This is a genomic window from Kocuria sp. HSID16901 (assembly GCF_003989425.1).
GTDB classification, from domain to species: domain Bacteria; phylum Actinomycetota; class Actinomycetes; order Actinomycetales; family Micrococcaceae; genus Rothia; species Rothia massiliensis.
Map to the genome: position 1 here is coordinate 35510 of NZ_RBLM01000006.1, position 14018 is coordinate 49527.

The 14018-nt window shown below is 62.5% G+C and carries 14 protein-coding genes; 5 read left to right on the plus strand and 9 right to left on the minus strand.

The window, feature by feature from the left end; genetic code table 11:
• The first annotated feature begins 63 nt into the window (after positions 1 to 63).
• A complete protein-coding gene (locus tag D8M21_RS08725) occupies positions 64 to 2214 on the plus strand; it encodes an AMP-binding protein (protein WP_048681465.1) in 2151 nt (716 codons plus the stop codon).
• Between the two features lie 9 nt (positions 2215 to 2223).
• Here the strand turns inward: D8M21_RS08725 and D8M21_RS08730 are convergent, their stop codons facing one another.
• Together D8M21_RS08730 and D8M21_RS08735 are read right to left on the minus strand one after the other, a co-directional pair.
• Positions 2224 to 2568 carry an AzlD domain-containing protein gene (locus D8M21_RS08730; RefSeq protein ID WP_053089988.1) on the minus strand — a complete coding sequence of 115 codons (345 nt, stop codon included), beginning with the start codon at positions 2566 to 2568 and terminating at the stop codon, positions 2224 to 2226.
• Positions 2565 to 3302 (minus strand): AzlC family ABC transporter permease, encoded by a 738-nt coding sequence (locus D8M21_RS08735; RefSeq protein WP_048681467.1) that lies wholly within the window; start codon positions 3300 to 3302, stop codon positions 2565 to 2567. Before D8M21_RS08735 ends, D8M21_RS08730 begins: the two co-directional genes overlap by 4 nt.
• 65 nt (positions 3303 to 3367) lie before the next feature.
• On the opposite strand from D8M21_RS08735, the gene D8M21_RS08740 reads away from it, so the two are divergent.
• Entirely contained in the window at positions 3368 to 3970 is a 603-nt protein-coding gene (locus D8M21_RS08740; protein WP_126855813.1) for a helix-turn-helix domain-containing protein, read from the plus strand.
• 180 nt (positions 3971 to 4150) lie between these two features.
• Positions 4151 to 5830 carry a BCCT family transporter gene (locus D8M21_RS08745; protein WP_082156789.1) on the plus strand — a complete coding sequence of 560 codons (1680 nt, stop codon included), beginning with the start codon at positions 4151 to 4153 and terminating at the stop codon, positions 5828 to 5830.
• On the opposite strand, the gene D8M21_RS08750 is transcribed toward D8M21_RS08745, so the two are convergent.
• From D8M21_RS08750 to serS, 4 genes are all read right to left on the minus strand, one after another.
• On the minus strand, positions 5827 to 6519 hold the full coding sequence (locus tag D8M21_RS08750) for a hypothetical protein (RefSeq protein WP_048681472.1): 693 nt from the start codon (positions 6517 to 6519) through the stop codon (positions 5827 to 5829). The two genes, D8M21_RS08745 and D8M21_RS08750, sit on opposite strands and share 4 nt — an antisense overlap.
• Before the next feature lie 133 nt (positions 6520 to 6652).
• Positions 6653 to 7453 (minus strand): carbon-nitrogen hydrolase family protein, encoded by an 801-nt coding sequence (locus D8M21_RS08755; protein WP_048681473.1) that lies wholly within the window; start codon positions 7451 to 7453, stop codon positions 6653 to 6655.
• Between the two features lie 64 nt (positions 7454 to 7517).
• On the minus strand, positions 7518 to 8375 hold the full coding sequence (locus tag D8M21_RS08760) for a Cof-type HAD-IIB family hydrolase (protein ID WP_048681476.1): 858 nt from the start codon (positions 8373 to 8375) through the stop codon (positions 7518 to 7520).
• A 144-nt stretch (positions 8376 to 8519) separates the two neighbouring features.
• Positions 8520 to 9827 (minus strand): serine--tRNA ligase, encoded by a 1308-nt coding sequence (gene serS, locus D8M21_RS08765; protein ID WP_048681479.1) that lies wholly within the window; start codon positions 9825 to 9827, stop codon positions 8520 to 8522.
• A 98-nt stretch (positions 9828 to 9925) separates the two neighbouring features.
• Here serS and D8M21_RS08770 point away from each other — a divergent pair, with 98 nt between their 5' ends.
• Complete coding sequence (locus D8M21_RS08770; RefSeq protein WP_048681483.1) at positions 9926 to 11077, plus strand: diacylglycerol/lipid kinase family protein; 1152 nt, start codon at positions 9926 to 9928, stop codon at positions 11075 to 11077.
• Here the strand turns inward: D8M21_RS08770 and D8M21_RS08775 are convergent.
• The 3 genes from D8M21_RS08775 to D8M21_RS08785 are packed head-to-tail and all read right to left on the minus strand — an operon-like array spanning position 11074 to position 12704.
• Positions 11074 to 11397, minus strand: a complete 324-nt coding sequence (locus tag D8M21_RS08775) for a hypothetical protein (protein WP_126855814.1) — start codon at positions 11395 to 11397, stop codon at positions 11074 to 11076. The two genes, D8M21_RS08770 and D8M21_RS08775, sit on opposite strands and share 4 nt — an antisense overlap.
• A gap of 43 nt (positions 11398 to 11440) precedes the next feature.
• Positions 11441 to 12361, minus strand: a complete 921-nt coding sequence (gene pheA / locus D8M21_RS08780) for a prephenate dehydratase (protein WP_048681489.1) — start codon at positions 12359 to 12361, stop codon at positions 11441 to 11443.
• 13 nt (positions 12362 to 12374) lie between these two features.
• The gene (locus tag D8M21_RS08785; RefSeq protein WP_048681492.1) at positions 12375 to 12704 is read right to left on the minus strand and encodes a rhodanese-like domain-containing protein; all 330 of its coding nucleotides are present in this window, start codon (positions 12702 to 12704) and stop codon (positions 12375 to 12377) included.
• 231 nt (positions 12705 to 12935) lie between these two features.
• On the opposite strand from D8M21_RS08785, the gene hutG reads away from it, so the two are divergent.
• On the plus strand, positions 12936 to 13958 hold the full coding sequence (hutG, locus tag D8M21_RS08790; RefSeq protein ID WP_082156790.1) for a formimidoylglutamase: 1023 nt from the start codon (positions 12936 to 12938) through the stop codon (positions 13956 to 13958).
• Positions 13959 to 14018 lie beyond the last annotated feature (60 nt).

Sequence of the window (14018 nt, forward strand, 5' to 3'; positions counted from 1 at the left end):
GCGGCCAACCCCGGCACGACGGGTCCACGTGGTGCTACAGCCAGGCTTCGATGGAGTGATCTCATGCCTCTTCCCGCGGACTACGCCTTTTCCGACCCGAACCGCCCCACACCCAACCCCGCCCTCGAATCCGACGAGGCCCGGGTTGAGTTCTGGGAAAGCCAGGCCGGGCGTCTGACGTGGAACCGCCCGTGGCACACCGCGCACCGATTCGAGCGGCCCCAACACACCGGCACGAGCCCCGAAGGCGCCCCGGAATACACCGTCCCAGAGATCGCGTGGTTTGAAGGAGGCGAACTCAACGCCGCATATAACTGCGTGGACCGCCATGTTGAGGCCGGCCGAGGCCATCACGTTGCCCTCTATTTCGAGGGCGAGCCGGGCGACCGAGAGGTCTATACCTACGACCGCCTGCTGGAAGAAGTCTGCCGGGCGGCCAATGCGCTGGAGTCCCTCGGTGTCGGCAAGGGCGACCGCGTCGTCATCTATCTGCCGGTCATTCCCGAGACCGTGATCATCACCCTGGCCTGCGCCCGCATCGGGGCGGTCCATTCGCTGGTCTTTGGGGGCTTTTCCGCCGAAGCCCTGCGTTTCCGCGTGGAGGACACCGGTGCCAAGGTCCTGGTCACGTCCGACGGTCAAAACCGGCGCGGCGCCGTCGTCCCGGTCAAACACATTGCCGACGCCGCGTGCGAGGGCGATAACGCCATCGAACACGTGATCGTGGTGCGCAGAACGTCACGGCCGGGCCGGACCACGCCGTCCGGAATGAAACTGAACGTTTCCGACAAGGGATACCTGTCCAAGGATGAACTCGCGGTGCCGTGGCAGCGGGGACGCGACGTCTGGTGGCAAGACCTCCTCGAGAAGGCCTCAACCCATCACGAACCCGAGTTTTTTGATGCCGAAACGCCGCTCTTCATCATCTACACCTCGGGAACCACCGGCCGGCCGAAAGGGCTGGTGCACACCACCGGCGGCTATCTCACTCAGGCGGCTTACACCCACGCCCTACTCTTCGATCTCCTCCCGGAGACCCTCGATGAAGGCAACGAGTTGCGGCCCGATGAACTGTCAGCGGTCAATGATCCCGCGAAGGTCGACGCCGCCGTCCACTGGTGCACCGCCGATCTCGCCTGGGTCACGGCCCACACGTACGAGATCTACGGGCCGCTCCTCAACGGGGTGTCCGAGGTGATCTACGAAGGCACGCCGTCGACGCCGCACTTTGGCCGGCACTTCGAAATCATCGAACGATACGGTGTGACCACCTACTACACCGCCCCCACCCTCATCCGCTCACTCATGGGAGCTTTCCCGCAAGGCCTGCCGGCCACCTACAATCTCTCCTCGATCAAACTGCTCGGCTCGGTCGGCGAATCCATCAACCCCGAAGCGTGGACCTGGCTGCGCCGGAACGTCGGCCGCGATGAGGTGCCGTTCGTGGATACGTGGTGGCAGTCCGAAACGGGTGCGACCGTGTGCTCTCCACGACCGCACGACCCGCAGTTCGCCCCTGCCGGGACCTTTCCCGCCGAGTCACCGCGCCTGCGGTCGAAACCCGGATGCGCGGTGGGACCCATCCCGGGAATCTCGACTCGGGTGGTTGATGAGGAGGGCAACGCCGTGCCCCCTCACACGCAGGGCTTCATCGTCGTGGATAAGATCGGACCGGCCATGGCCCGAACCGTGTGGGGAAACCCCCAGCGATACCTCGACTCTTACTGGCGGCATTACGGGGAACGCGGCTGGTTCCTCGCCGGCGACGGCGCCAAAATCGACGACGAAGGCGACATCAGCATCCTGGGCCGCATGGACGACGTCATCAATATTTCTGGCCATCGCCTCTCGACCATCGAAATCGAATCGGCATTGATCACGCACGAAGGAGTCGTCGAAGCAGGTGTATGCCCCATCGAAGACTCATTGACCGGCCACGCCGCCGTCGCCTTCGTGACCGTTCCTCAAGGCCACGACGTCGACGAGGCCGCATTGCGCGAGGAGCTGCGAGCGCACGTGGCCCAGGAGATTGGGCCGATCGCCAAGCCGAAGGACGTCGTCGTGGTCCGGGATATTCCGAAGACACGTTCGGGAAAGATCACTCGACGGCTGCTGGGCGAGCTCTACCAAGGGCGCACGCTCGGGGATCGGTCCTCACTTCAGAACGAAGAGGCTCTCGACGATATCGCTGAGGTCCTGGAGACACGGCCCTAGGCAGGTATCTCAGGCCATCCCCCAGAGCCTGAGCCCCGCGCATACGGCCATTCCAAGAATCACGCAGAGGAGCATGGGCACCTTGAAGAGGGCTGCCCCGATACCGACGCCGGCCCCGATCACCCGCGAGGGGCCGGCGAAATCCTGCCCTTCATAGACGAGCGTGGTTGCGGCAACCGCGCAGATCAGGACCACGGTCGCGCGGTCCATCCAGATCCGAGCGGGAGATTGGCTCTCGACCTCCGGGTTCGAGCCCGATCCCGCCAAGCTGCCGAGGTGCACCCCCAAGTAGCGCAGCAGGTAAGTCCCGATCACAAGACCGGACATGGCGAGGAGAAATGGCAGCGCGTTCATGCAGAGTCACCCTTCTTTGTGCGGTCTCGACGGATCCGCGAACGGGTCCATAGGAAAGATGCCGCGGGAATCAGAATCACCAAGGAAGCGACCGCGCCCAAGCCCATCGGCAGAACGGGTGTTGCAGCGACGGCGAGCAAGGAGCCGCCAGCCGCCATGATCGCCAGGAGAGGGTTCTTGAGATCCTGCACCACGAGGCAGAACAGAATAATGGGGAATGCGACGTCGAGCCCCAGGGCATCCGCATCAATGATGGACCCCAGGAACTGGCCTAGGGCTGCGCCTGCCACCCAGGCGGGGAAGAGCAATGCTCCCATCAGCACAAAATGCTGCCACCGCTGGGTGCGTCCGCGGACGGACCGAGCGAATGCGATGGTCTCGTCGTTGACCAGGTGGGCCGCAAAAAAGCGTCGCCAACCGCGCGGCACGTATTCACCGGCGCCGAGACCAAACGCAAAGTTCCTGGAGTTCACCAGCAACCCGCCCAGCACGGCAAAAATCGGGGCACCGCCGGCCGCGATGACGCCGACGAAGGTTAGTTCGGCCGCACCACTCGTGGCCAGGGCGGCCAAGAGGACGGTCTGCCACATCACGAATCCTGATGCCTGCGAGATCGTGCCATAGGAAATGCCGACGGCGCCGATGGTCAGGGCAATCGCGGCCGCATCCCGAAAATGGGCCCGCGTGAGGGATTCCGGCCACCTCCCGGAGACCGTTCTATATAACGAACGCATGTCCTTTATAGTGCCGTCTGTCGAATCGTTCGTCAAGAAAGACGATTCTCCAATATAATGAACACATGGATGCCGACTATGCTCCGAACAACGCCCCACTCGAGCCGCAAGCGGACCAGGAACCCGAAGTACACAAACTTCGTATGGCGCAGGCCTTGCAACGTGAACGGGCTCGCCTGGGCTTGAGCCTCAGCGAGGCCGCGAAAAGGGCCGGGGTGAGTAAGTCCACGCTCTCCCAGTTGGAGACGGGAACCGGCAACCCCAGCATCGAAACCATGTGGGCCTTGGCCACCGCGTACGGGGTGCAAGTCGCTCAGCTCTTGGAGCCGCCGCGAGCCAAGGTTTCGCGGGTGCGGTTCAAGGACCTTCCGCAGTTGCCGTCGTCCTCGGCCTCCTACTCCGCCGCGCTGCTATCCCCAGGTCACACCGGCATGCGACGCGATGTCTATGTAATTACGGCCGAACCCGGCCCGGCCCGGAAATCTCAACCCCACCCTCCCGGAACCGTGGAGCACCTGCTCCTGACGTCGGGACGAGCGCGCGTCATCTGCGACGGCGAGGCCGTGGTCCTCGAACCGGGCGAATTCCTGACTCACGCCGGGGACATCGAGCACAGTTTCGAGGCCCTCGAACCCGGCACGATGGTCATCGAAGTGATCGATAGTTAACCGGCCCACCACGGCCAAGCGGCGTCGTCATACACATCACACAGTTCAGTTTTGCGCTAACGTAGGTGCCCCACCCCCTGACTGAAGCGTCGGGCCCCGGCCAGGCCCGGACGGCCCCGGGCATTCGAGCGGCCTCGCCCGCTAACCGCCCACGCTTCGGGAGCCCCTGAAACGGACCCCATGACCAGTACGCCGCCCTCCACGGATTCCACCGACACCCCTGAAATTTCCGACGTTCCGACGACCCTTGCTCCGCCGTCTTCCGCCGATAGCCACAGACTCGGCATGGGCCAGACACCGGATCAGCTCTTGGCCCACAAGCTACGTGAACGCCCGGGCGTCGTGTTCTGGGGTTCCCTAGGCCTAGTAGCCGTTTTCGTTCTTTGGGCCGGCCTCTCCCCCAGCTCGCTCAGCACCTCGATGACCACCGTCATGGACTGGGCGGCCGGAAATATTGGCTGGACGTACCTCGTCGTCACCCTTGGGTGCATTCTGCTCTTGCTGTATTTGGCTGTGAGCCGTTTTGGCGGAATTCGCCTGGGTGCAGAGCAAGACCGGCCCGAATACTCGACCTGGGCTTGGCTGGCCATGATCCTTTCGGCGGTCATGGGCATCGGACTCATCAGTTATGGCGTGGCCGAACCGATCATGCACTTCACCAAGCCTCCACACGGTCTCGCCGAACCGGGAACCTCCGAGGCCGCGGTGCGGGCCCTTCAGTTCTCGTTCTTCGACTGGGGTCCCCACGCGTGGGCGGTCTTTGGCGTCTTTGGCCTAGCCATCGCCTATTCGACCCACCGACGTGGCAATACTGGACTCATCTCACCGATGTTGCGACCCGTGTTTGGAAAAGCCATGGACGGCTGGGCCGGTCACGTCGTCGACATACTCGCCGTGATCGCAACGCTCTTCGGCACCACCACGTCCCTGGGGCTCGGCGCCTCCCAAATATCCGAGGGGCTCGAACGCGTCTTTGGCTTGCCCAATGGAACCGTCGTGCAGATCGCGATCATCGTCGGCATCACCGTCGTTTTTACGCTTTCGGCTCTCTCGGGAGTCCACCGCGGGATCCGGTACATCAGCCAAATCACCGCGATACTTTCGGTCTTTCTCGCGGCCTTCGTGGTGGTTGTCGGACCCACCGGATTCCTAGGAAACTTGTTCTTCCGGTCCTTGGGGCAGTACCTCAATGACTTCCTCAAGGTCAGCCTGATGACGCCGACTAACGACGCCGACGTGCAGTGGTACCAGTCCTGGACCTACTTCATGATGGCCTGGTGGTTGAGTTGGGGCGCTTTCGTCGGTGTTTTCCTCGCCAAGATCTCGCGAGGTCGCACGATTCGTCAGTTTGTGGCGGGTGTGTTGGGGGTTCCCAGCATCGTATTCTTCGCATGGTTCACCATCTTCGGCGGCACCGCGATCAAATTCGACATGGACGGTGACGCCGGGATCGGCAAAGCGGCGACCACCGACCTTAATTCGGCTTTTTTCGAAACCCTGGCTCACATGCCGTGGGTCACGGTCACCTCGATCGTCGCAATCCTCCTCGTGGTCCTGTTCTTCGTTTCGGGTGCAGATGCCAACACCTTCGTGTTGAGCATGCTGACCTCGCGAGGGGCGCTCGAGCCGAGCCGACCTGTCCTCACGACGTGGGGTGTGGTCACCGGTCTCAGCGCCATCGTCCTTTTCCTGGTGGGTGGGTTGGAGGCCCTCCAACAGGCGGCGATGCTCTCCGCTCTACCGTTCGCGCTCGTCGTCGCCGCCCTTGGGATCTCTCTCATCAAAGCCCTCCGCGAAGATCACGAACCCGGACACACGCCCAAGGCACACCAGGATCGCCCCGAGGTGGTCGATCGCTAGGCTTGCTGGGGCACGAACTGATTGCCGTCCCAGTGCATGAGCGTCTTCTTGCCGTTCTTCTCCACCGTGAGGGTGGGTTCGCCCTCGGGCGTGATGTGAAGGTCCGTGTTCCGGTAGGCGTTAACCCCGCTGGGCATGGAGTTATAGGAGTTGTATCCCTGGTCGGTGGGCGTCAAAACAGTGACGCCGCCGCTGTAGCTCAGGTAGACATTGCCGTACTTGTCCACGTTGGAGCCGTTCTCCACGTTCCAGCTCTCGGACGTCGGGCTTTCGGCCGGTCGGGTTCCGAACCAGAGGAGATCTTTGTCTGTGTCCTCAACGTAGCCAATGGGCTTATCGTTCTGGTACAGCGCGTAGGCCGCGTTGCCCCGCGGCGGCCCGTCACCTTCAGAACGCTTGTCCCAATAGGACACCACGGTCATGGGTCCATAACGGGGATGTTTGACCTCGACGCTGCCGCCCTCCACGCAGTAGTCGTGGCAGGGGTCGTCAATGACCCTGAGCTGCTGATACTTCCCGGAGGACGAGGCTGACCCCGATGACGAGGCAGAATGTGCCGCGCCCGTGGGTTCGGCACTCGGAGAGACGACCGTCGAATCGCTGGGAGGTTCGGTGCACCCCACCATCAGCGGAACGGCCACCACCGCCAACACGATGAATCTGCCCACCATCACGGAGCGGTCCATCATGGCTTCCTCCTCCGGCCCTTCCCGTCTCTTGTCATTGAGAATTCCAATCGATCAGGGGTTCGTCAATGGTCTGACCAAGATTCGGAACACCATCCGTGGCACCACAGGCATCCAGCACGCTGGACGTCTCCGACTAGTACCCCAGCTTCGCGTTCTCCAACACCGGAATCGACTTCTCGGCACGACGCACCACGTCCAAATCCAGCTCGATGACGCGCAACTGCTCATCCTCACCGAAACTGTGAAGGACGTGACCGAATGGATCCGAGACCAGGCTGTGCCCAACGCCCGTGGGCGCGCCGGGGGTCACCGAGATCCCGGAAGCCGCGGGGTCGGCCTGATCTACCGCAACCACAAGAGTGTTGCTATCCAGAGCTCTCGCCCTCGCCAAGGTCTCCCACTGCTCGACCTTGCCCTCTCCGCCAGCCCACGACGCACTCACGACGCAAACATCGGCGCCCTGCCGGGAGAGTTCGGCGTACAACTTGGGAAAGCGAATGTCGTAGCACAAGCTCAGACCCACATTGACCCCAGCAATGTTGACGACCACCACGTCCTGACCCGCTGACACGGTCTCGGACTCGGTAAACCCGAACGCGTCGTAAAGGTGCATTTTCGCGTAGTCCAGCCGCTCCCCTGACGGCGTGTACACCGCCAGGATATTGCGCACCTTGCCGTCCTCCGCGGGGGCGAACTCGCCCACGATCACGGTGATCTCCGTTTCGGCCGCGAGCCACTGCAACTCGGTCTTCCAGTGTTCGCCGTGCTCCTGTGCGGCCGCGGCAAGATCGGAACCAAACGCCGTCATCGTGGCTTCGGGAAAGACGACGACGTCGGCCCCCGACTCGGCCGAACGTCGCGCGTAATCCTGAACCTTCGTCAGGTTCTCGGCCACCGTGTGGCTGCTGTTGATCTGCGCAATCGCTACCTTCATGAATCCTCCCCGGTCCGTTGTTCTCACTCGAGACTACGGCGTGCGCGCGCCAGGGAGGAACCGGTTAGGCGAGGATGGTGCGGAGAATTCGGGCCGCGCCGTCGTCGTACACCGATTCGGTCACTTCGTTGGCCGCCGCGATGACCTCTTCCGGGGCCTGACCCATGGCCACTCCGCGCGCGGCCCATTGGAGCATCTCGACGTCGTTGTGTCCGTCGCCCATCGCGATCGTATGGGCCGGGTCCACACCCAGCTGGCGACGAATCAATTCAAGGGCAGAGGCCTTAGAGACCCCACTCGCAGCAATATCCAACCACGGCGTCCAGCCAACGGCGTACGTCACGCCGTGCAAACCCACCTCGTCGATGATCTCGGAGAAGGTCCCCAGATCGATTTCACTCGAGAAGACCACCACACGCACGGCCTCGAGCTTGAGCAGCTCCTCGAAGGAAACCTGCTGCGCCTCCATGCCAAAACTGCGATCTTGAAATTGCGCGGTGGAGTAAAAAGAGCCGTCGGCGGCCTCCAACGCGAACTTCGCGCCGGGCAGACGGTCTCCGAGGGCCGCGAGCGCCTTGGCAGGCTTAAAGGTTACGGCGTCCACCACGCGGTATCCCTCCCGAAAATCCGGGCCGATCTCCACGGTCACACCGCCATTCGAGCTCACCGCAAATCCGCGTTCGATCCCGGTGAGTTCCACAATGGGGAGGGTGGCACCTTTCGATCGACCCGTAGACACGACCACATGGTGCCCCTCGCGGGCGACGTCTTGGACGGCCTGCCGGACCGCGTCGCTCATGTGGCCGTCATGATCGACGAGTGTTCCGTCGACATCAAGGGCCACCAGGTACTTCACCCCTGCTTCTTGGTGCCAGTGCCCTTGCACCGGCGGGTGAATCATCTCTTCTGTCATAAGTTCCATGCTTTCATCCGACAGGCCCGCCCTAACGGGACAACGCCATTTCGGCGACGTCGCGGTGAACCCACGGCAAAAACTGCGTCGTGGAAGCGAATTCTTCGAGTTCTGAACCGCGCCCCGCGAGGCCGGGCGGTTTAACGACTGTTCTTACTCGCCGACGACGTCGAGAACTTCCATGCCGCCCATGTAGGGTCGCAGCGCCTCGGGGATGCGAACCGATCCGTCCCGCTGCTGATGGGTCTCCAGGATCGCGACAAGCCAGCGCGTGGTCGCCAGCGTCCCGTTGAGGGTGGCGACCGTGCGAGTGCCGCCCTTTTTCGTTTTGCCTTGTCCGTCCACGAAATCCGGCTTACGCTCGCGAATATTCAATCGACGGGCCTGGTAGGTCGTGCAATTCGAGGTGGAGGTCAGCTCGCGATACGTGCCTTGCGTGGGGATCCACGCTTCGCAATCGAATTTCCGGGCCGCGGAGCTCCCCAAGTCCCCTGCGGCGGTATCGATCACGCGGTACGCGAGCTCGCACTTGGCCAGCATCTCTTCTTCCCACGCAAGCATTTTCTCGTGCATGCCTTCGGCCTCTTCGACCGGGCAATACACGAACATCTCAGCTTTATTGAACTGGTGAACGCGAATGATTCCGCGGGTGTCCTTGCCGGCCGAGCCCGCCTCGCGGCGGTAGCAGCTGGACCACCCCAGGTACTTTTTCGGGCCCTTCTCGAAATCGATGATTTCGTCGGCGTGATACCCCGCGATGGCAACCTCCGAGGTTCCCACGAGGTAAAGGTCGTCGCGTTCCAGGCGGTAGATTTCGTCGTCGTGCTTGACGTTAAATCCGGTTCCGGCCATCGTTTCGGGACGCACGAGGGTGGGCGAGGTCAGCATGGTGAAGCCGGCCTTGGTGGCCTGATCGAGGGCCATCCAGAGCAGGGCCTGTTCGAGGCGAGCGACGGCTCCCTTCAGGAAGTAAAAGCGGGCACCGGAGACCTTGGCGCCGCGCGCCATGTCGATGCCGTCGACCAATTCACCGATTTCCAAATGATCCCGCGGCTCGAACCCCTCCGTGCTGAAGTCCCGAGGTTCGCCAACGGTCTTGAGGGTAACGAAATCGTCCTCGCCGCCGGTGGGGACGCCGTCGATAATGAGGTTCTCCATGCGGGACAGGAGATCGTCCTGAGTCGCCTGTGCCTCGTTTGCGGCAGCTTCAGCGGCCTTGACGCGCTGGGACAGGTCCTTAACCTCGGCGAGCAAATTCTGCTTTTCCTCGCCCTGAGCTTGCGAGACCTTCTTGCCGAAGGACTTCTGTTCGGCTCTCAAAGACTCGAAATCACTCACCGATTGGCGCCGATGAGCGTCGGCCTCAAGGATTTGGTCCACGAGTTCGACGTCGGATCGGCGGGCTCGCTGTGAAGCCCGGAAGAGGTCAGGATTTTCGCGCAGCAGGTTAATGTCGATCACGCCCCTAACTTACCGCACCGCCGGGGAAGTGCCACGCGCGGTTCGAGGCACACCGGCGTTGTCACGGCAATCACCACGGCGACCGGTAACCTGGGTATATGCGCCTTCCCGGAAAAGCCGTCGGCATCGCGAGTTTCGTCGGGCTCGCCGTCGCCGCAGCGGCCAGCGTCATCACGACTTCACGAGGTCGTCCTCCCCTCTTGACCCAAGCGGTTCCGTGGCGTCCCCGGCTCGAGCCGGGCGAGCCCCGCTACGTGGGCGTCGTGTACAACCCCACCAAGTCCCTGGCGCATTTTTCGTGCGACGCCCTGACCCACGCCACACGTCGCGCCGATTGGCCGACGCCACGGTTTTACGAGACCACCGAGGACGATCCGGGGCGCGGCATGGCCCAGCAGGCACTGGCCGATGGCTGTGACCTCCTGATCGCGATGGGTGGAGACGGTACAGTCCGGCAGGTTGCAGAGGTCCTTCAGGGGACCACGGCGAACTTGGGCATTGTGCCCCTCGGCACCGGCAACCTTTTGGCACGGAATTTGGAATTGCCGATCTCGGATCTGCATTCGGCCATCGACACGGCCCTGCACGGTCGACCTCGGCGGATCGACACAATTCGCTTGAACGTGCGTCGACCGGACAAATCCTCCGACGAGACGACGTTCCTGGTCATGGGCGGCGCAGGTTTCGACGCACAGGTCATGACGGACACCCGCGAAGACCTCAAGTCCCGATGGGGATGGTTGGCCTACGTGGAGGCGGGATTGCGGAATCTCGTGTCGCCTCGAAGCGCCGTCTCTCTTCAAATGGACGACGAACGGCCCATCCGACGCAAGATTCAGTCGGTTCTTGTGGCCAATTGCGGCGAAATCACCGCCGGAATTCACCTGGCCTCGCGATCCACCGCCGACGACGGCCAGCTCGAACTCATTTTGATGACGCCGCGGAACCTGATTGGGTGGGCGTCCCTCACCCGTCAGGTCATTATGCGCAATCGGAGCGGACTACCGGTGATCGAGCATCTTCACGGCTCGAGAGCGGTACTCGACTTCGGTCATCATCCCCAGCCGGTAGAAATCGACGGCGACCTCATCGGAACCGCTGAGCGGCTGGTTGCGGAGGTACTCCCCGCGACGCTCAGCATCAATACCTACCCCGAAACCATGACTCCATTTCGGAGCTTGGCGAACCTCAGCAAGTCCGCAGGCAATTCACGCTCCGGGTGGAATTGGCGGCGTCTCGTGCGCCGCTAGGCCGGTAGGGAAGGCGACTTCTCCGACGACGACGTCTGAGCAGCCTCCTGCATCCGCTTCTCGATCAACTGATCGCGAGCGCGTTTTTCACCCACGAGCCCCGAGATGGTCATGATGAGTCCCAGGATGAGCAAGGGGATGCCCGCTAGCATCATGATGGGGGAAGCGATCTTGGCTCCGCTATCGGCTTCCGTATCGTGGCCAAGCTCGAGAGCCCAAATGCCGAGACCGTAGCCACCCACAAAAATGCCCAAGACGAGCATGATCACGCCCGCCTGCAGCCAACCGGGTACCCGCATTCCGCCTCCAAAGTCGTTCATCAGCTTAAGTGTTCAGGATCGGCCCACATGGGTCAACATGGCCTCAGAGGCCGTCGACCCAGGCATTCGCACGGGCAAAGGCCTCGTCCGTGTGGTGCGGATCGACAATCGGCTTGCGCCCATCGGCCCGGGGGTAAGAACCGAGGAACTTCACTCCGGGTGAGACTCTATGAAGCCCACGCAAGGCATGACGCATCCGCAAGTTGTCCACATGACCTTCGGCGTCGATCGAGAAGAAGTACATGCCAAGGGCCTCGCCTGTGGGACGGGACTCAATGCGCGAAAGATTGACACCTCGAGCGGCAAATTGCTCGAGCAGATCCATCAGGGCTCCAGCGCGATCCTTGGGGAGTGGAATGACCACGGTCGTTTTGTCCGCGCCGGTGGGTGCCGGCGTCGGCAATCCTCCCTTTACGGCGGTCACGAGGACGAACCTCGTGATCGCATTGGCGTTGTCGCCGATATCGGTCGCCAAGACGTTCAATTCGGGGTGATGGTCGGCCACGATGGGAGAGCACACGGCGGCGTCGTAATCGGGGGTTCCATCGAGCAGGGCGACGGCGGCGGCGGCCGTCGAGCTGGCCGGAACGTAGTCGGCCCCCGGAAGAGTTTCTTCCATCCAGCCGCGCACCTGGGCCCACGCGTGGGAGTGCGTCGAGACCACGCGCACCTCATCCAGACGGATGCCGGGCGCACCCACGAGGATGAAGCGAATCGGCACGAGAACTTCTCCAACGATGCGGAGGTCGTCGCCCGCGGCGATGGCATCGAGAGTTGCGGTGACCCCACCCTCGACCGAGTTCTCGATCGGCACCATGGCGGCGTCGACCTCCCCCTGACGGACCTTGCTGAGTGCAGCAGGCACCGAATGCGAGGGAATGCGTTCGGCTTCGGCCGCCTCCGGGACGGAGAGCAACGCGGCCTCGGAGAAAGTTCCCTCCGGGCCCAAATAGGTGTACTTCATGAGGGCAGCCGGCCTACCGAACCTGCGGGGTCTGGCCGTTTTCGGACACCATCGGTTTTTCGGCGTCTTGCCAGGCGCCCATTCCGCCCACGACGTTGTACGCATCAAATCCGTACTGGTTCAGGTACGCCGTGGCCCGCAGGGACCGGCCACCGGAACGGCAGATGACGTAGACGTCCTCGTCCAACGGGACCTCACCGTATCGTGCGGGAACCTGATCCAACGGCAAGTGCTGAGCACCAGCGATATGGCCTTCTTCCCACTCGTAATCTTCGCGGACGTCGAGGATCTTGGCGCCTTCCGGAATGTCGTCGACCTTGACGTTGGGAACGTTCTCGTCCATGGGTACCTCCTGAATAGCGGCCGGTGAACGGCTCGTCGTACTTCTTCTCCACAACTTACCGCGCATCGCATCACCGAACGAAGTTCTCCACAGGATTCCGATATCTGGTCTTTCGACCCCCGAATATCCACTTTCGAAGGGAATCCAGCGTGTGTCCCTTGCCACAGAGCTCCCGAAGGTGTTACTTGTTCAACAAGCACAAGGGCCCAATTTCAACAGTTAGGACACACCATGGAAACGACACCGTGGATGGGACGCGACGAAGGTCCGGGGGCCGTTCATACCCGCTGGCACCACATGGTCTATGCGGGACAGGTTCAACGGCAGCATGAGCCCAAGGGCTTGGCGATCTGCGGATTCGCATCCCACGAAGGAACAATTCGCGACCAAGGCCGTCCCGGAGCGAACAAGGGGCCCTATAACCTGCGCCATGCTCTGGCTCAGCTCGCCTTTCACGGTGGCCAGATCGTGCACGACCGCGGGGACGTGACCGTCACGGACCACGACATGGAGTCCGCTCAAGCCGCGGCCGGGAAGAAACTGGCCGACATCATTCCGGAGCATCGCATGACGGTGCTGCTCGGCGGAGGACACGAAACCACCTACGCCGGTTACCTCGGATTGGCTGCCTCCGGCGCCCTCGACTCGGCGAAAACCTGGGGCGTTATTTCCCTGGATGCACACTTCGCCATGCGCAACACGCCCAAACCCAGCGAGGTCACGTGCGTGCGTCAGATTTTCGCGGACGAGAAGAAGGCTGGCCGAGACTTCCACTACAGCGTTCTTGGCATCAACACCGCAGACAACGTCCGCGCTCAGTTCGAGCACGCCATCAATTTTGGGGCCAGCTACCTCAAAGACACCGAGTGCCAGGAGACCAAGTCCGCCGACGTCGCCGCCTTTGTGGCCGAGCAGATCGCCGGTCTCGACCTCATCTACCTGAGCCTGGACCTCGACGTCTTGCCCGGTTATCAGGCTCCGGGAGTCAGCGTCCCGTCGAGTCTGGGCGTTCCACTGATCATCGCCGAAGAGGTTGTCACGCAGGTGGCTCAAAGCGGCAAGCTCCTCATGATGGACGTCGTCGGACTCATCCCGGAGCTGGACCTCGACGATCGAACGGCTCGAGCCGGTGCACGCCTCATCGAACGGGCCACACTCGAGGCTTTCAACCGTCCGTCGCCCGACGCCGGAAACCAAGAAGAGCTGGACGTCTTGGCTCAACGCGAGGAGGCGTTGCATTCCCGCGGCCTCTAAAGATGGTTCGCGCGCCCACCACGGTGTGGGCGCGCGAAGAGGCGCATTCGGGATAGGTTA